Raw genomic sequence first — 17,901 nt, forward strand, 5'->3', positions numbered from 1 at the left:
TCACCCGGCCCACGATCACAGGGGGTCCCGGTCATGTGGCCTCCCCGTCCTGCGGCCTCCCTGTCCCGCGGCCTCCCTGTCCCGCGGCCTCCCTGTCCCGCGGCCTCCCTGTCCCGCGGCCTCCCCGTCCCGCGGCCTCCCCGTCAGGTGGGCAGGACCGGTACGGGGCACGTCGGTCAGTCCTGCGCCGACTCGCTCCTGATCACGGCGAAACGTGCGCCGTAGGGATCGGCCAACTGTGCCATGCGGCCGACGCCCGGCACCGTCGTCGGGGGCAGGCGCACCGCCCCGCCGAGCCGCTGGGCCCGGTCGGCGACGGCGTCGGGGTTCTCGACCTCGAAGTAGGGCAGCCAGTACGGACCGGCACCGGCCTGCGCCTCGGCGGAAGCGTCGGCCAGCGGCACCATGCCGCCGAACACCGCGTCGTCGGCGCCGCTCGGGTTGACACAGGTGTACGTTTTGCCCGGGAAGGACGCCGCCGACGTCTCCAGGCCGAGCACCTTGCGGTAGAAAGCGGCGGCCGCGGCGATGTCCGGGGTGTACAGCTCGACCCAGCACAGGGCGCCCGGCTCGTTCGCCGCGTCCAGGCCCTCGGTTTGTCCCGGCTGCCAGATGCCGAACACCACGCCCGCGCGGTCGGCGAGAACCGCCATGCGCCCCTGGTCCATCACGTCCGTCGGCTGCCGGAGCACGCTGCCGTGGGCCTGTTCGGCCGCCTCGGCGGTGGCCTGTGCGTCCTTACTGCGGAAGTACACGGTCCAGGCGGGCGGGCTCTGCCCGGGGCCGGTCTGCATACCGCCCGCCACGGTCCTGCCGTCCAGCTGGAAGAAGCCGTAGCCACCGGCGTCCGGTCCCGCCGACCGGAAGCGCCAGCCGAGGAGATCGCCGTAGAAGGAGGCCGCACCGGCGATGTCGGGCGTGGCGACGTCGATCCAGTTCGGGGCGCCGTCGGCGAAACGGGTGGTGAGCATCGTCGCCCTCCTCGGAAAGGATCTCGTCCTCTGCACTGCCGAGTCTGGCACCGCCCACTGACAATCGCCGCCGGAGCACCGCCACTCACCCGACCGGCCCCTCGCCGCGAGCGTGACCGGACGCGTTCCTCCGGTCTTCCCGCTCGCCCCGCGCGCCGCCGTGCACGGGCGTACGTCCGAGGAGCATCATCGGGACGGCCGGAGGCAAGGCGGCCGCGTTGACCCGGCGTTGATCGAACGTTTTTCGCCGCAGGGCACGATCCTGGCCATGCACTTCGACACGACCATCACCCCGGCGGACGACACCTGGCGGGCGCAGGCCCTGTGCGCGCAGACCGGGCCGGACTTCTTCTTCCCCGATCCCGGCAGCTCGGTGCGCGAGGCGAAGCGGATCTGCGCCCTGTGCGAACTGCGCCCGGCCTGCCTGGACTACGCGCTGGCCAACGACGAGCGTTTCGGCGTCTGGGGCGGACTGTCCGAAAAGGAGCGCCTCGCACTCAGGCGCGCCTCCTCCTGACACCCACCGCGCGGTACGGCCCGGGCGCCGGTCACCCGGCCCGGCGATCAGCCGCCGGCGCGCGCCGCCATGCGGGCCTTGCGGGCGGCCAGTTTCTCGTCGAACTTGAGAGCCTCCGCGTCCAGGCCGCCCATGAACAGACCGAGCTCCTCCTGCGCCTGGCGCCCCTCGGGGCCGAGGCCGTCGATCTCCAGCACCTTCAGGAAGCGCAGCACCGGCTGCAGGACGTCGTCGTGGTGGATGCGCAGGTTGTAGACCTCGCCGATCGCCATCTGCGCCGCGGCCCGCTCGAAACCGGGGATGCCGTGGCCGGGCATGCGGAAGTCGACCACGACGTCCCGGACCGCCTGCATGGTCAGGTCGGGGGCGAGCTCGAAGGCGGCCTTCAGCAGGTTGCGGTAGAAGACCATGTGCAGGTTCTCGTCGGTCGCGATGCGGGCCAGCATGCGGTCGCAGACCGGGTCGCCCGACTGGTGGCCGGTGTTGCGGTGCGAGATCCGGGTGGCCAGCTCCTGGAAGGCCACGTAGGCGATCGAGTGCAGCATCGAGTGCCGGTTGTCCGACTCGAAGCCCTCGCTCATGTGGGACATGCGGAACTGCTCCAGCTTGTCCGGGTCCACCGCGCGCGAGGTGAGCAGGTAGTCGCGCATCACGATGCCGTGGCGGCCCTCCTCGGCCGTCCAGCGGTGCACCCAGGTGCCCCAGGCGCCGTCGCGGCCGAACAGCGAGGCGATCTCGTGGTGGTAGCTGGGCAGGTTGTCCTCGGTGAGCAGGTTGACCACGAGGGCGATGCGGCCGACCTCCGTCACCTTGGACTGCTCCTTGCCCCAGGCCTCGCCGTCCTCGAAGAGGCCGGGGAAGTTACGGCCGTCGCTCCACGGAACGTACTCGTGCGGCATCCAGTCCTTGGCGACCTGCAGGTGCCGGTTCAGCTCCCTCTCGACCACTTCCTCCAGCGCGTACAGCAGTCGCGCGTCGGTCCAGACGGACGGGCTGCCGAGGTGAGGGGAGGTGATCGTCACGAGAACTCCAGGGGGACGCCGGGCTATGAGGGGGAGGGACGGTCCGGCGAGCGGTGCCGGGAAACCTACGAGATCGTAGGCTACGAATCCGTAGGTTACGAAGCCGTAGGTTAAGGCGTCCGTAAAGATCGCTGATCAGGACGCGTGGACGGACTTTCCCCGGTGTCGGGCCCAGCCCCAGGACCGCTGGTCGCGGGGCTGCGGAGTCGGAGGTTCCCCTGTTCAGGCGTACAGCTCCCGGAGGCGTACCGAGAGGCAGGTCACACAGCCCTCGAGCTTCTCGAACTCGCCGATGTCGACGGTGATCACCTCGTGACCGAGGTCGGTCAGCAGTTCCGCGGTCCGCGGGGCGCTCGCCGCCATCAGCAGCTTGCCGCCGCCGAGCAGCACCACGTGCGCGCCGGCCTCCTCCGGCACCGACAGGAAGCCCGGGAACAGCGAGGGCCGGTCCACCATAGGGATGTGCCCGATCACCGTGCCGTCCGGCAGCGCGGTCACCGCCGACTTCAGATGCAGCACCTTGCTCACCGGAACGGCCACCACCCGCGCGCCGAGCGGCTCGAACGCGGCCCGCAGCTGCTGCACGCCGGCCGCGTTGGTCCGCCCGCCGCGGCCGACGTAGACCGTGTCACCGACCTTCAGGACGTCACCGCCCTCCAGCGTGGCCGGCTCCCAGATCCAGTTCACCGAGCAGCCGAGGCGGGCCACGGCCTCCTCGACGCCGGTGGTCTCCTCCCGCCGGGACTCGGCGCCGGGCCGGGTGATCAGCGCCACGTTCTTGTACATGACGACGGTGTCCTCGACGAACACCGAGTCCGGGCAGTCGTCCGCCGGATCGACCTCGACGATCTCCCAGCCGTGCGTGCGCAGCGCCTCGACATAGGCCTCCCACTGCTCCACGGCGAGCCCGACGTCGACCCTCTCCCGCTCGATGTGTGTCACCAGGCCCTCGGACAGGCGGGGGGAGGGGCGGCGGACGAGGGCCTTCTTGCTGGGCACGAGGGACCTTTCCAATCGGTCGGGGCGGTGGTGCGGTCTTTCCGGTGCCGGCGGTGCGGCACCGGTCCGCCATCATGCAGGGCGCCCCGGCCGGGGCAAAACCCTGCCGTCGGGCCGTGCCCCACCCGTCCGGGATGTCAGGACCGGGCCGTGCCCCACCCGTCCGGGATGTCAGGACCGGGCCGTGATCCACCGTCCGGGATGTCAGGACCGGGCCGGGGACCCGACATCCTCGGGAGTGGTCTCCTTCAGTTCTCCCTCCTCCATCAGCAGCCAGCGGGTGATGCCGATCGATTCGAGGAACGGCAGGTCGTGGCTGGCCACGAGCAGCGCGCCCTCGTACGACTCCAGGGCCGAGGTCAGCTGCCGGACGCTGGCCATGTCGAGACTGTTGGTCGGCTCGTCGAGCAGCAGCAGCTGGGGTGCGGGCTCGGCCAGCATCAGCGCGGCCAGCGTCGCCCGGAAGCGCTCGCCGCCCGAGAGCGTGGCCGCCGTCCGGTCGGCGCGTGCGCCCCGGAAGAGGAAGCGCGCGAGGCGGGCCCGGATGCGGTTGTTGGCGGCGCCCGGCGCGAACCGGGCCACGTTCTCGGCGACCGTCAGACGGTCGTCGAGAACGTCCAGCCGCTGGGGCAGGAACCGCAGCGGGACGTGCGCCCGCGCCTCTCCCGCCACCGGCTCCAGTTCCCCGGCGACGGTCCGCAGCAGCGTCGTCTTGCCGGCGCCGTTGCGGCCGACCAGCGCGATCCGCTCCGGGCCGCGCAGATCGACGACGCCGTCCACGCGTGCGCCGTAGGCCATCGCCAGGTTCTCCAGGGTGAGTACCCGCCGGCCGGGCGGCACGGCCGTGTAGGACAGCTCGACGCGGATCTCGTCGTCGTCCCGCACCGCCTCCGCCGCCTCGTCCAGGCGCTCCCTGGCCTCGGTGAGCCGCTCCTCGTGCAGGATGCGGTGCTTGCCCGCCGACTCCTGGGCGGCGCGCTTGCGGTTGCCCATGACGATCTTCGGTTCGCGTTTCTGGTCGTTCATCTTCTGCCCGTACCGTTTGCGGCGGGCGAGTTTGACCTGGGCGTCGGCCAGTTCGCGCTGCTGTTTGCGGACATCGGCCTCGGCGACGCGCATCATCCGTTCGGCCGCTTCCTGTTCGACGGCGAGGGCCTCCTCGTAGGCGGTGAAGTTGCCGCCGTACCAGGCGACCTCTCCGGAGCGCAGTTCGGCGATCTGGTCGACCAGGTCGAGCAGTTCCCGGTCGTGGCTGACCACGACCAGCACGCCCGGCCATCCGGAGACGGCCTGGTACAGCCGCCGGCGCGCGTACAGGTCGAGGTTGTTGGTGGGTTCGTCCAGCAGCAGGACGTCGGGACGGCTCAGCAGCAGGGCGGCGAGCCGCAGCAGCACCGACTCGCCGCCGGACACCTGGCCGACGGTGCGGTCCAGGCCGATGTGGCCGAGGCCGAGTTCGCCGAGGGTGGCCAGGGCGCGCTCCTCCACGTCCCAGTCGTCGCCGACCGTCTCGAAGTGCTCCTCGGCCGCGTCGCCCGCCTCGATGGCGTGCAGCGCGGCCCGCCGGTCGGCGATACCGAGCGCCTGGTCGACGCGGAGCGCGGTGTCGAGGGTGACGTTCTGCGGGAGGTACCCGATCCGGCCGGTCGCCTTGACCGTGCCGCGGGCCGGTACGAGTTCACCGGCCAGCAGCTTCAGCAGGGTTGATTTTCCCGATCCGTTGATGCCGACCAGCCCGGTTCTGCCGGGGCCGAAGGCGATGTCGAGGCCGTCCAGGACGGGGGTGCCGTCGGGCCAGGCGAAGGACAGGGACGTACAGGTGAGGGAAGCGGACATGAGGGCCTCGCGAGGGGTGTGCGGTCGTGTGGACGCGTGTCGAGACACCGCGAGGCGAGAAACCGATGGGCCTGGGCACTGGTAAGGCCACGGAAAAGGGCCTGTGCCGGGAGGACGGCTCGGACGCCGAGGTCGTACGCCACGCACACCTCGCGGGTGTGGACGCGGTGTCTCAGGACCTCAGACGAGCAACGTCCTTCTCCAATCGACGGCAACAGGACCGAGAAAACCGTAGGAGGGGGCCGGGGGGCTGTCAACGCGATTACGGCCGCGTCTCGCCCGTGCTCCGGCTCCGCACCGGATCCGGCGCGTGGGCCCACACCCTCACGGGTGCTCAGGGCTCAGCGGGCGCCGTCCGCGTGCGCGGGGATCGGCAGACGTCCCCGCGTAGGGATGAGCAGGCGTCCGCGCGCAGGGCTCAGCAGGCGTCCCGCATCAGCTCGGCCAGGCCGTCGTCGAGGTCGAGCTGGAGGTGTTCGCGGCCGACGGGCACCAGTTCGTCGGCCGCCGCCAGGAACCGCCGTATCTCGCCCGAGCGCACATGGATGACGGCGGTGCCCTCCGGGGCGTGGAACTCCAGCACCGTGCGGTCGTACCCGTACGGCCGCACGCGGACGTCGCCGCAGCCCTCGGGGCCCTGCAGCCCGGCCGTCAGCAGCTCCCGGGAGAAGGTCCAGCACACCTCGACGCCCTCCAGGGTGGCAGGCGCCGGAAAGGTCATACGGACGGCGAACGGGTCGCACCGGTCGTAGCGCAGCGTGGCGGGGATGCTCGGCATGCGCGGTGCGGCGGCGACGAGACGGGCCTCTACGGGCTGCTCGATGACGGTGGACAACGCCTTGCTCCCTCGTGACGGCTGGACTGCGTCCGAATGTGCGACACCCGGCACAGGAGGAGACGACGGAATCGGCCGACGCGTGCACACGATGTACTAGTGACCTCGGTCACCGCCTCCATACATGGCGGAAAACGCAGGTCCGTGCATGGCGGCCGCCGCTGGTCGGGCATGGAGGGCGCCGCTGGTCGCGCGTGGCGGAAGCCGGGTGCCGCGCGCCCCGGGGCCCGGTGCGCGGGACCGGGTGCTGTGCGTGCCGGGTGCGGGGGTGCGGGGGTAAGCCGGAGGTCCGGGCAGCGCCCCGATGTGGTCCGCGGAACCGGGTCCGGGTGCGGGGGTGCGGGGGTGCGGGGGTGCGGGGGTGCGGGGGTGCGGGGGTGAGCCGGAGGTCCGCGCCCGGGGCGAAGCCGGACGTCCGCGCACAGGGCGAAGCGGACCGTCCGCGCAGCCCCGTACCGGCCGCCCCGTACGGCCCGGGCCGGCGGTCGGGCCTCTGGACGGCGCCGGAGGCATGGGCTAGCTTCGCCCGCCATGAGGCGCTTGGGGAGCACGCGACGCAGCGGACGGACGAGCAGGCTGGTGGCGGCGGGGGTGGCGTGCGGGGCGGCGCTGGCCGCGCTGGCGGTCCCGGCGGCCGAGGCCGGACCGTTCGGGCGGGAGGGCGCGCACCCGGGCGGCGTCCACTGGGCGGCCAAGGACACCGGCACCCCGCAGGTCCGCTTCCGGGGACTGGCGGCCGTCGACCGGCACACGGCCTGGCTGGCCGGTACGGGCGGCACCGTGCTGCGCACCACGGACGGCGGCTCCACCTGGCGAAACGTCTCTCCGCCGGGGGCCGGCGAGCTGGAGTTCCGGGATGTGCAGGCCTTCGACGCGCGGCGCGCGGTGGTGCTGGCCATCGGCGAGGGCCAGGACTCCCGGGTGTACCGCACCGAGGACGCCGGCGTGACCTGGACGGAGTCGTTCCGCAACGCCGACCCGAAGGCCTTCTACGACTGTCTTGCCTTCTTCGACCGCCGGCACGGCCTCGCCGTGAGCGACCCCGTGGACGGGAAGTTCCGCATCCTGTCCACGGGTGACGGCGGCCGCTCCTGGCGGGTGCTGCCCTCCGACGGCATGCCGCCGGCCCTGGAGGGGGAGGCGGGGTTCGCCGCGAGCGGCCAGTGCCTGGTGACGGCCGGTTCGCGGGACGTCTGGCTGGCCACCGGTGGCGGCGCCCACGCGCGCGTGCTGCACTCGGCCGACCGCGGCCTCACCTGGACGGCCGCCGGTGCACCCGTCCCGGCGGGCGATCCGGCCCGGGGCGTCTTCGCCCTCGCCTTCCGCGACCGCGCCCACGGGGTCGCCGTGGGCGGCGACTATCGGCCCGACCAGCCCTCCCCGCAGGCCGCAGCGGTCACCGCCGACGGCGGCCGCACCTGGCGGCCCGCCGGCACGCCGCCGCCCGCCTACCGCTCTGGCGCGGCCTGGCTCCCGCACAGCCGCACCGCCGCGCTGGCCGTCGGCCCGACCGGCACCGACCTGACCACCGACGGCGGCCGCACCTGGCGCACGATCGACACCGGCTCCTACGACACCGTCACCTGCACGGCCGACCTGAGCTGCTGGGCGGCCGGCGAGCGGGGCAGGGTGGCCCGGCTGGAACGCTGAGCCCCCGGCGGGCGCGAGTTCACCGGTGCACGACCGCCGATGCAGGTGTCCGGAGAATCCGGGTACCCGTTCCCCCTCGCAAAGGAAGGGAGCGATCATGCCAGCCGGTTCCAGCCCCAAGCGCGAGCGTCAGTACGAGCACATCAAGGAGAGCGCGCAGGACCGGGGCGAGAGCGCCGGACGCGCCAAGGAGATCGCCGCGCGCACGGTCAACAAGGAACGCGCCCGCTCCGGCGAGTCCAGGACGGCGAGCCGCAGTTCGAAGCAGGACATGTCGTCGAGCAAGCGTGGTGGCCAGCGGTCGGGCAACCGCGTCGGTTCGCACGGCCCGACCCGCGACCAGTTGTACAACGAGGCCAGGCAGCGTGGCATCGAGGGCCGTTCGAACATGAACAAGGACCAGTTGCAGCGTGCGCTGAACTCGAAGAAGAGCTGAGCGGTCAGGGGAGCCGGGCGACCCGGACCGGCGTCCGCCGGGGGCCGTCCGGCTCGGGCCCGGCAGCGTGCCCCCTGTGCGTGGATCCGGCCCGGGCGCCCGTACAGTCGGGATCATCATGACGACCGTAGGCGTTCCGGCGGGCTGGCCCGCGACCGAGGAAGAGGCCCGCGCCGTACAGGACGAACTGCGCGGGCACGTCGTGCTTGACGAGCCGGGACCGCCGGCCGGAAGCGGCCGTGTCACCGGGGTCGATGTCGCCTACGACGACGGTCTCGACCTCGTCGCCGCGGCGGCCGTCGTCCTCGACGCCGCCACGCTGGAGGTGGTGGCCGAGGCCACGGCCGTCGGCCGGGTCTCGTTCCCGTACGTCCCCGGTCTCCTCGCCTTCCGCGAGATCCCCACCGTCCGGGCCGCCCTGGACGCCCTGCCGTGCCCGCCGGGACTGGTGGTGTGCGACGGATACGGCCGCGCCCACCCGCGCCGCTTCGGGCTCGCCAGCCACCTGGGCGTGACCACGGACCTGCCGACCATCGGCGTCGCGAAGAACCCGTTCGCCTTCACCTACGCGGATCCGGCCGCCGCCCGGGGCGCCAGTACGCCGCTGCTCGCGGGGACCGAGGAGGTCGGGCGCGCGCTGCGCACCCGGGACGGCGTCAGACCGGTCTTCGTCTCGGTCGGCCACCGGGTGAGCCTGGACAACGCGCTGGCGCACATCCTGGCGCTGACCCCGCGCTACCGCCTGCCCGAGACCACGCGCAAGGCGGACGCCCTGTGCCGCCGGGCACTGCGCGAGGCGGCACAGGACCTGGCCGGCGGGAAGGCTCGGGACTCCACGACGCGCCGCCCGCCGGCCTCCCGGTACGCCGAGTCGTAGTACCGCAACAGTGGAGCGAGCGGCGGTACGCGGCGGGGTGGACGGCGGCGAGAGGCGGGGCGGGTGGCGGAGCGCGGGCTGCGGCGGTGAGCGGCCCGGTGGCCTCGGGTGACCGGCGCCGGGGGCCGGTGGCGCCCCCGGGCTAGTGGGTCGCCGCGACCCGGAACGTGATTCCGGCGGTGCGCAGCCGGGCCGTCAGCGCGTCGCCCATCGCCTGTGCCGTGGTGACCTGGCCGGCCGTGGGAGGCAGGTCGTCGAAGGCCAGGCTGAGGGCGGCCTCGGCGAACATCTTCGCCGTCTCGTCGTACCCCGGGTCGCCGCCCGCGACCTCGGTGAACACGCGCCGTCCGCCGCCTTCGCCGACGAAGCGCACCCTGAACCAGCTGTTCGCCCGCTTCTCCGCGGTGGGCCCGTCGCCCGGCTTGAGCCGGTCCGACAGCCACCGCCGCGCGGCCGGCAGCTGTGCGGCGGCCACCGCCGTGCCGACGGCCGCGACCGAGCCGAGGGCGACCGGGAGACGCTTGACCGCGGCGTAGTGGCGATAGCGGAAGTCGGGACCGTACCGCTCCAGCGCCTTCGCCGAACGGCGCACGATCTGCGGGTCGATGGTCGGCAGCGGCAGCGCCCACGCGCCGACCTCTCCCGCGAACCTCGGGACGCCCGTCGGCGCGGCCACCCTGCGTCCCATGAGCCGCGGCTCGTGCCGCCCCCGGTCGCGCGCCGCGGCGAGCATCCGCCGGCCGCGGGCCGCCTGGTTCAGCGCCGAGGCGAGGGTGCCGCCGGAGAAGGCCGCGTCGGCGCTCACGTATCCGTCCACGGTCAGCGGCACGCCCTCCGGCAGCTGCCCCACCGTGAAGTACACGCCGAGATCGTGCGGTACCGAGTCGAAGCCGCAGGCGTGCACCAGCCGGGCGCCCGTCTCACGCGCGCGTGCGTCGTGCCGGACGTACATGAGATCCACGAACTCCGGCTCCCCGGTGAGGTCCAGATAGTCCGCGCCGGTGTCCGCGCAGGCGGCGACCAGTTCCTCGCCGTAGCGCACGTATGGTCCGACGGTGGTGGCGACCACGCGCGCGTGTTCGGCGAGGGCGCGCAGGGTGGCCGGTTCGTCGACGTCGGCCCGCAGGACGCCGATGTCCGTGCCGCCGGGCAGCCGCTCGCGCAGTCGCTCCAGCCGGTGTTCGTCGCGGCCGGCGAGCGCCCAGCGCAGGTCCGTCGGCGCGTGCGCGGCGAGATACTCCGCGGTGAGCGTGCCGACGAAACCGGTCGCTCCGAAGAGCACGAGGTCATAGGGACGGTCTGTCCTGTTTGGCCTGTTCATGACACCCCTTGGTCGTTCAGCCCGCGCCACTGTCGGTCGCCGAGGCTAGCGTGAAGTGTGCGCAATGCGACGAGCAGCCCGGAGACGGCGGTGGCAGCGGCGTCCCGTCGGGCGTCACCGCGGGGCCGGGCGTCGGGGCGCGGCACGGAGGGGCGGGGAGTCACCGCCCCTCCGGCGCCGAAGGGGGGACGCGGAGGACTCGGTCGCCGAGCGGGGCGCTTTCTCACTCTCCCGGGTGATCGGCCCTCCGTCGGGCACTTGGCTAAGCGCTTGCTCGTTGAGGTCTTGTGTCTGGTGGAACGTGTTCTTAGCATCACCGGTGTTACATCAGTTGTGTCACACACTCTCCGGGGGCTGGACCCATGACGACGGCAGGCAAGCCGACCAGGCCGTGCAACGGCCCGCTCACCGGTGTGCGCGTGCTGGAGCTGGCCGGCATCGGGCCGGGCCCGTTCGCCGCGATGCTCCTGGCCGACCTGGGCGCGGACGTGGTCCGGGTGGACCGCCCGGGCGGCCCGGGACTCGCGATCGACCCCGCGTACGACGTGACCAACCGCAACAAGCGCTCGGTTCTGATCGACCTGAAGGCGCCCGACGGCCCCGCCCGCGTCCTCGACCTCGCCGAGCGGGCCGACATCCTCGTCGAGGGCTACCGCCCGGGCGTCGCCGAGCGGCTCGGCATCGGCCCCGAGGAGTGCCACGCCCGCAACCCCCGCCTGGTCTACGGCCGGATGACCGGCTGGGGCCAGGACGGCCCGCTCGCCCCCCGCGCCGGCCACGACGTGGCCTACATCGCGCTCACCGGCACCCTCGGCATGATCGGCCGCCCGGACGAGCCCCCGGCCGTCCCCGCCAACCTGCTCGGTGACTACGCGGGCGGCTCCCTCTACCTGGTCGTCGGCGTCCTCGCGGCCCTCCACCACGCGCGCGCGACCGGCACCGGCCAGGTCGTCGACGCCGCCATCGTCGACGGCACGGCCCACCTCTCGGCGATGATCCACGGCATGCTGGCCGCCGGCGGCTGGCAGGACCGGCGCGCCGCCAACCTCCTCGACGGCGGCTGCCCCTACTACGGCACCTACGAGACCGCCGACGGCCGGCACATGGCGGTGGGTGCCCTGGAAGAACGGTTCTACGAGGAGTTCCTGCGCCTGCTCGGCCTGGACGACCTGGCCGGCGCCCACAAGGACTGGACCCGTTGGGGCGAACTGCGCGAGCGGATCGCGGCCCGCTTCGCCTCTCGTACCCGCGACGAGTGGACGGCCGTCTTCGAGGGCTCCGACGCGTGCGTGGCCCCCGTCCTCTCCCTGAGCGAGGCCCCGCACCACCCGCACCTGGCCGCCCGCGGCACCTTCACCGACCACGCCGGCATCACCCAGCCCGCGCCCGCTCCCCGCTTCTCCGCGACCCCCACCACCGTCCGCACCGCACCCGCCCGGCCCGGCGCGGACACCGAGGCGGTGGCGCGCGACTGGGGAATACCGCAACGTGTGAACGACGACCCGGTCGCCGACCGCGACTGACCCGGCCCACCCGCTCGGCCCACCCTCCCGAAAGGCACACCAGTGAGCACCGAAGCGTACGTGTACGACGCGATCCGCACCCCGCGCGGCCGCGGCAAGGCGAACGGCGCCCTGCACGGCACCAAGCCCATCGACCTGGTCGTCGGTCTCATCCATGAGATCCGCGACCGCTTCCCCGGCCTGGACCCGGCCGCCATCGACGACATCGTGCTCGGCGTCGTCGGGCCGGTCGGCGACCAGGGCTCCGACATCGCCCGGATCGCCGCGATCGCCGCCGGACTCCCGGACACGGTCGCGGGCGTACAGGAGAACCGCTTCTGCGCCTCCGGTCTCGAGGCCGTCAACATGGCCGCGGCCAAGGTCCGTGCGGGCTGGGAGGACCTGGTCCTGGCGGGCGGCGTGGAGTCGATGTCCCGCGTCCCGATGGCCTCCGACGGCGGCGCCTGGTTCAACGACCCGATGACCAACCTCGACGTCAACTTCGTGCCGCAGGGCATCGGCGCCGACCTCATCGCCACCATCGAGGGCTTCTCCCGCCGGGACGTCGACGAGTACGCGGCCCTGTCGCAGGAGCGCGCCGCCAACGCCATCAAGGACGGCCGTTTCGAACGCTCGGTCGTCCCCGTCAAGGACCGCGCCGGCCTGGTCGTCCTCGACCACGACGAGCACCCGCGCCCCGGCACCACCGCCGACTCCCTCGCGGGGCTCAAGCCGTCGTTCGCGGACATCGGCGACCTGGGCGGCTTCGACGCCGTGGCACTGCAGAAGTACCACTGGGTGGAGAAGATCGACCACGTGCACCACGCGGGCAACTCCTCCGGAATCGTGGACGGCGCCTCGCTCGTCGCGATCGGCTCCAAGGACGTCGGCGACCGTCACGGCCTCACCCCCCGCGCGCGCATCGTCTCCGCGGCCGTCTCCGGTTCCGAGCCGACCATCATGCTCACCGGTCCCGCCCCCGCCACCCGCAAGGCCCTCGCCAAGGCCGGCCTCACCATCGACGACATCGACCTGGTCGAGATCAACGAGGCGTTCGCGGCGGTCGTGCTGCGCTTCGTGAAGGACATGGGCCTGTCCCTGGACAAGGTCAACGTCAACGGCGGGGCCATCGCCCTGGGTCACCCCCTCGGCGCGACCGGCGCCATGATCCTGGGCACCCTCGTCGACGAACTGGAGCGCCAGGACAAGCGGTACGGCCTCGCCACGCTGTGCGTGGGCGGCGGCATGGGCATCGCCACGATCATCGAGCGCATCTGAACTCCCAGCGCCACCAAGCGACTTCAACGGAGACGACTGTCATGACCGAGAGCACCACCATCCGCTGGGAGCAGGACGACACCGGTGTCGTCACCCTCGTCCTGGACGACCCCAACCAGTCCGCGAACACCATGAACCAGGCGTTCCGCGACTCCCTCGCCGCGATCACCGACCGGCTGGAGGCCGAGCGGGAGTCCGTCCGCGGCATCATCTTCACCTCCGCGAAGAAGACCTTCTTCGCGGGCGGCGACCTGCGCGACCTGATCAGGGTCACCCCCGGGACCGCCCAGGAGCTGTTCGACGGCGGCCTCGCCATCAAGCGCAACCTGCGCCGGATCGAGACCCTGGGCAAGCCGGTCGTCGCCGCGATCAACGGCGCGGCCCTCGGCGGCGGCTTCGAACTGGCCCTGGCCTGCCACCACCGGGTGGCCCTCGACACCTCCGGCACCAAGATCGGCTGCCCCGAGGTCACCCTCGGCCTGCTCCCCGGCGGCGGCGGAGTCGTCCGGACGGTGCGGCTGCTCGGCATCGCGGACGCGCTGCTGAAGGTGCTGCTCCAGGGGCAGCAGTACAACGCGCCGCGCGCCCTGGAGAACGGCCTCGTGCACGAGGTCGCCGCCACGCGGGAGGAGCTGCTGGCCAAGGCCCGCGCCTTCATCGACGCCAACCCCGAGTCCCAGCAGCCCTGGGACAAGCCGGGCTACCGGATCCCCGGCGGCACCCCGGCCAACCCGAAGTTCGCCGCCAACCTGCCCGCCTTCCCGGCCAACCTGCGCAAGCAGACCGGCGGCGCGCCCTACCCGGCCCCCCGCAACATCCTCGCGGCCGCCGTCGAGGGCTCCCAGGTCGACTTCGAGACCGCCCAGGTCATCGAGGCCCGCTACTTCGTGGAGCTGGCCGCCGGGCAGACCTCGAAGAACATGATCCAGGCGTTCTTCTTCGACCTGCAGGCGGTCAACTCCGGCGCCAACCGCCCCCGGGGCATCGAGCCCCGCCAGGTCCGCAGGGTGGCCGTCCTCGGTGCCGGGATGATGGGCGCCGGCATCGCCTACTCGTGCGCCCGCGCGGGGATCGAGGTCGTCCTGAAGGACGTCTCCCTGGAGGCGGCCCTCAAGGGCAAGGCGTACTCCGAGAAGCTGTGCGCCAAGGCCGTGGCCAAGGGCCGTACCACCCAGGACAAGGCCGACGCGCTGCTCGCCCGCATCACCCCCACCGGCGAGGCCGCCGACCTCGCGGGCTGCGACGCGGTCATCGAGGCCGTCTTCGAGGACACCAGCCTCAAGCACAAGGTGTTCCAGGAGATCGAGTCGGTCGTCGCCCCGGACGCCCTGCTGTGCTCCAACACCTCCACCCTGCCCATCACGACGCTCGCCGAGGGTGTGGAGCGCCAGGCGGACTTCATCGGGCTGCACTTCTTCTCGCCGGTCGACAAGATGCCGCTGGTGGAGATCATCAAGGGCGAGCGCACCGGCGACGAGGCCCTCGCCCGGGCCTTCGACCTGGTCCGGCAGATCAACAAGACGCCGATCGTCGTGAACGACTCGCGCGGCTTCTTCACCTCCCGGGTGATCGGCCACTTCATCAACGAGGGCGTCGCCATGGTCGGCGAGGGCATCGAGCCCGCCTCCGTCGAGCAGGCCGCGGCCCAGGCCGGATACCCCGCCAAGGTGCTGTCCCTGATGGACGAACTGACCCTGACCCTCCCGCGCAAGATCCGCAACGAGACCAGGCGGTCCGTCGAGGAGGCGGGCGGCACCTGGGCCGCGCACCCGGCGGAGGCGGTCATCGACCGCATGGTCGACGAGTTCGGCCGCACCGGCCGCAGCGGCGGCGCCGGCTTCTACGACTACGCGGAGGACGGCAGGCGCGCCGGGCTCTGGCCGGGACTGCGCGAGCACTTCACCCGGCCCGGCCACCGGATCCCGTTCCGGGACATGCAGGAGCGCATGCTCTTCGCCGAGGCACTCGACACCGTGCGCCTGCTGGAGGAGGGTGTGCTCACCTCCGTCGCCGACGCCAACATCGGCTCGATCCTCGGCATCGGCTTCCCCGGCTGGACCGGCGGCGTGCTCCAGTACATCAACGGCTACGAAGGCGGCCTGCCCGGATTCGTGGCACGCGCGCGGGAACTCGCCGAGACCTACGGAGAGCGCTTCACCCCGCCGGCGCTCCTCGTGGACAAGGCGGAGAAGGGGGAGACGTTCGGCGACTCAGTCCGGTCCTGAGCCGTCGAGCCACTCGCTCAGCTCCTCCCGCAGCGACCGCTGGAACGTGGTCAGCAGCGCCTGCACCACCAGGGGATGCATGTGCGCCGACAGGGACTTCACATCCCGGGCGTCACGCTCCGCCACCTCGCCGCGGAAGAGCCGGGAGAGTTCGTGAGCCGCGGCGCGCGAGTGCTCGACGAGCACCTTGCGCGCCGCGAGGATCGCCTCCTGCGACAGCGGTACGTCGAGGAGCCGGACGCCGAGCCTGAGGAGCCCGGCGTCCACGCGGAAGGTGTCGCCGTCGCCGGGTGCGACGGCGTTCATCGCCGTCAGCCGCTCCACGTCCTGCTCGCTCAGCGGCCGGCCCGCCCGCCGCTCGAGATCGCGGCGCGAGACCGTCTCCGCCGCGTCCGGCGCCCAGGAGGCGATCACCGCGCGGTGGATGGCCAGGTCGTGCGGGCTCAGGTCCGGCGGCAGCTGCCGCAGATACCGCTCGATCGCCGCCAGGGTCATGCCCTGCTGCTGCAGCTCCTCGATGAGAGCCAGCCGCGCCTCGTGCCCGGGACCGTAGTGACCCACCCGGCGCGGACCGATCACCGGTGGCGGGAGCAGGCCCCTGCTGCCGTAGAAACGGACGGTGCGCACCGTGACGCCGGCCCGGGCGGCCAGCTCGTCGATGGTGAGGGTGGGCTCCTCGGCATCGGTCGTCATGTGCAGCAGTATCGCTGTTACACCAATACTGTGAAACCTCGGCGAAGCTCATGTGTACTGCGGGCGGAACATGTGAGAAGTAACGCTGTGTGATGTGGACCACCGCGTACCGGCGCTCTCTCTGGGAAGCTACTGCCTTGGTCTGTACCGCGACACCAGGGTGGTGCGGGCCAGGACCTGCACGAACCCCGGGCCCACGAGGCCCGGGCGCACCAGGAAGTGGTACCACCCGTGAGCAGCAAGGAAGCCGTGGAAACGGCACAGACCGCAGCCCATCCCGAGGTGGACCGGACGCCCGCGGACGCGGGTGACGCCGGTTACAGCAAGGACCTCAAGGCCCGGCACGTCAACATGATCGCCATCGGCGGCGCCATCGGCACCGGCCTGTTCCTCGGCGCCGGCGGCCGCCTGCACAACGCGGGACCGGCGCTCGCCCTGGCCTACCTGGTCTGCGGCGTCTTCGCCTTCTTCGTCGTCCGCGCCCTCGGCGAGCTGGTCCTGTACCGGCCGTCCTCCGGCTCCTTCGTGAGCTACGCGCGCGAGTTCCTCGGCGAGAAGGGCGCCTATGTCGCCGGCTGGATGTATTTCCTGAACTGGTCGACCACCGGCATCGCCGACATCACCGCCATCGCCCTGTACACGCACTACTGGAGCATGTTCACCTCCGTCCCGCAGTGGGTGATGGCGCTGATCGCCCTCGCGGTGGTGCTCGCCGTGAACCTGATCTCGGTGAAGATCTTCGGCGAGATGGAGTTCTGGTTCGCGATCATCAAGGTCGCCACCCTGGTGGGCTTCATGCTCGTCGGCATCTTCCTGCTGGCCACCCGGCACGACGTCGACGGCACCAAGCCCGGCCTGAGCGTCATCACCGACCACGGCGGTGTCTTCCCGCACGGCCTGATGCCGGTCGTCCTCGTCATGCAGGGCGTGATCTTCGCGTACGCCGCCCTGGAGCTGGTCGGCGTCGCCGCCGGCGAGACCGCCGCGCCGGAGAAGGTCGTCCCGCGCGCGGTGAACTCGATCATGTGGCGCGTCGGCGTGTTCTACGTCGGCTCCGTCGTGCTGCTCGCCCTGCTGCTGCCCGGCGCGGTGTACTCCGCCGACCAGAGCCCGTTCGTCACGGTCCTGTCGAAGATCGGCATCCCGGCCGCCGGCGACGTGATGAACCTGGTCGTACTGACCGCCGCCATGTCCTCGCTCAACTCCGGCCTGTACTCCACCGGCCGCATCCTGCGCTCCATGGCGACGGCCGGCTCCGCCCCGAAGTTCACCGCCCGCATGAACCGCAGCCAGGTCCCCTACGGCGGCATCCTGCTGACCTGCGCGGTCTGCGTGCTCGGTGTCGGCCTCAACTACCTGGTGCCGAGCCAGGCCTTCGAGATCGTGCTGAACGTCGCCTCCCTCGGCATCATCAGCACCTGGGTGATCATCATGGTCTGCCACCTGGTCTTCGTCCGCCGTGCCCGCGCGGGCCTGGTGACCCGGCCGCACTTCCGGCTGCGGTTCAGCCCGGCCACCGAGATCGCCACGATCGCCTTCCTCATGGTCTGCCTCGGCATGATGTGGAACGACCCCGAGGTCGGCCGCAAGACCCTGCTCCTCATCCCGGTGATCGCCGTCATGCTGGTCGCCGGCTGGTTCGGCGTCCGCCGCCGGGTGTCGCGGAACTCCGCGCAGCAGCTGACCGGGTCCGCGAAGTAGCACCCGGGAAAACCCCTGTGCCACCGCCGGTGGCACCG

General features: G+C 72.3%; 15 protein-coding genes. 8 read left to right on the top strand and 7 right to left on the bottom strand.

Annotation, left to right across the window (positions count from 1 at the left end; genetic code table 11):
- Window positions 1-176: 176 nt before the first annotated feature.
- On the bottom strand, window positions 177-971 hold the full coding sequence (locus ABVB68_RS26860) for a VOC family protein (RefSeq protein ID WP_353603717.1): 795 nt from the start codon (window positions 969-971) through the stop codon (window positions 177-179).
- A gap of 268 nt (window positions 972-1,239) precedes the next feature.
- On the opposite strand from ABVB68_RS26860, the gene ABVB68_RS26865 reads away from it, so the two are divergent.
- Window positions 1,240-1,488, top strand: a complete 249-nt coding sequence (locus ABVB68_RS26865) for a WhiB family transcriptional regulator (protein WP_353603718.1) — start codon at window positions 1,240-1,242, stop codon at window positions 1,486-1,488.
- A gap of 47 nt (window positions 1,489-1,535) precedes the next feature.
- Here the strand turns inward: ABVB68_RS26865 and ABVB68_RS26870 are convergent, their stop codons facing one another.
- The 4 genes from ABVB68_RS26870 to ssgD form a co-directional block, all read right to left on the bottom strand.
- Window positions 1,536-2,510 (bottom strand): acyl-ACP desaturase, encoded by a 975-nt coding sequence (locus ABVB68_RS26870; protein WP_353603719.1) that lies wholly within the window; start codon window positions 2,508-2,510, stop codon window positions 1,536-1,538.
- Between the two features lie 222 nt (window positions 2,511-2,732).
- Window positions 2,733-3,509 carry a dimethylargininase gene (ddaH, locus tag ABVB68_RS26875; protein ID WP_353603720.1) on the bottom strand — a complete coding sequence of 259 codons (777 nt, stop codon included), beginning with the start codon at window positions 3,507-3,509 and terminating at the stop codon, window positions 2,733-2,735.
- A gap of 204 nt (window positions 3,510-3,713) precedes the next feature.
- Complete coding sequence (locus ABVB68_RS26880; protein ID WP_353603721.1) at window positions 3,714-5,345, bottom strand: ABC-F family ATP-binding cassette domain-containing protein; 1,632 nt, start codon at window positions 5,343-5,345, stop codon at window positions 3,714-3,716.
- A gap of 418 nt (window positions 5,346-5,763) precedes the next feature.
- A complete protein-coding gene (gene ssgD / locus ABVB68_RS26885; RefSeq protein WP_353603722.1) occupies window positions 5,764-6,180 on the bottom strand; it encodes a spore wall synthesis regulator SsgD in 417 nt (138 codons plus the stop codon).
- Between the two features lie 531 nt (window positions 6,181-6,711).
- On the opposite strand from ssgD, the gene ABVB68_RS26890 reads away from it, so the two are divergent.
- The 3 genes from ABVB68_RS26890 (at window position 6,712) to ABVB68_RS26900 (ending at window position 9,143) form a co-directional block, all read left to right on the top strand.
- Window positions 6,712-7,830, top strand: coding sequence for a WD40/YVTN/BNR-like repeat-containing protein (locus tag ABVB68_RS26890; protein ID WP_353603723.1), 1,119 nt, complete (start codon window positions 6,712-6,714; stop codon window positions 7,828-7,830).
- 97 nt (window positions 7,831-7,927) lie between these two features.
- Window positions 7,928-8,266, top strand: a complete 339-nt coding sequence (locus ABVB68_RS26895) for a plasmid stabilization protein (RefSeq protein ID WP_353603724.1) — start codon at window positions 7,928-7,930, stop codon at window positions 8,264-8,266.
- A 118-nt stretch (window positions 8,267-8,384) separates the two neighbouring features.
- Entirely contained in the window at window positions 8,385-9,143 is a 759-nt protein-coding gene (locus ABVB68_RS26900) for an endonuclease V (RefSeq protein ID WP_353603725.1), read from the top strand.
- A gap of 142 nt (window positions 9,144-9,285) precedes the next feature.
- Here the strand turns inward: ABVB68_RS26900 and ABVB68_RS26905 are convergent, their stop codons facing one another.
- Window positions 9,286-10,464, bottom strand: coding sequence for a saccharopine dehydrogenase family protein (locus ABVB68_RS26905; RefSeq protein WP_353603726.1), 1,179 nt, complete (start codon window positions 10,462-10,464; stop codon window positions 9,286-9,288).
- 362 nt (window positions 10,465-10,826) lie between these two features.
- Between ABVB68_RS26905 and ABVB68_RS26910 the strand changes: the two genes are divergently transcribed.
- The 3 genes from ABVB68_RS26910 to ABVB68_RS26920 are packed head-to-tail and all read left to right on the top strand — an operon-like array spanning window position 10,827 to window position 15,469.
- Entirely contained in the window at window positions 10,827-11,987 is a 1,161-nt protein-coding gene (locus ABVB68_RS26910) for a CaiB/BaiF CoA transferase family protein (protein ID WP_353603727.1), read from the top strand.
- 42 nt (window positions 11,988-12,029) lie between these two features.
- On the top strand, window positions 12,030-13,244 hold the full coding sequence (locus ABVB68_RS26915; RefSeq protein WP_353603728.1) for an acetyl-CoA C-acetyltransferase: 1,215 nt from the start codon (window positions 12,030-12,032) through the stop codon (window positions 13,242-13,244).
- Between the two features lie 41 nt (window positions 13,245-13,285).
- On the top strand, window positions 13,286-15,469 hold the full coding sequence (locus ABVB68_RS26920) for a 3-hydroxyacyl-CoA dehydrogenase NAD-binding domain-containing protein (protein ID WP_353603729.1): 2,184 nt from the start codon (window positions 13,286-13,288) through the stop codon (window positions 15,467-15,469).
- Here the strand turns inward: ABVB68_RS26920 and ABVB68_RS26925 are convergent.
- Complete coding sequence (locus tag ABVB68_RS26925; RefSeq protein WP_353603730.1) at window positions 15,455-16,162, bottom strand: MerR family transcriptional regulator; 708 nt, start codon at window positions 16,160-16,162, stop codon at window positions 15,455-15,457. The two genes, ABVB68_RS26920 and ABVB68_RS26925, sit on opposite strands and share 15 nt — an antisense overlap.
- A gap of 231 nt (window positions 16,163-16,393) precedes the next feature.
- Here ABVB68_RS26925 and ABVB68_RS26930 point away from each other — a divergent pair, with 231 nt between their 5' ends.
- Window positions 16,394-17,863, top strand: a complete 1,470-nt coding sequence (locus tag ABVB68_RS26930) for an amino acid permease (RefSeq protein ID WP_353603731.1) — start codon at window positions 16,394-16,396, stop codon at window positions 17,861-17,863.
- Window positions 17,864-17,901: the final 38 nt, after the last annotated feature.

It is taken from the genome of Streptomyces sp. NPDC096012 (assembly GCF_040426375.1).
Taxonomy (GTDB): domain Bacteria; phylum Actinomycetota; class Actinomycetes; order Streptomycetales; family Streptomycetaceae; genus Streptomyces.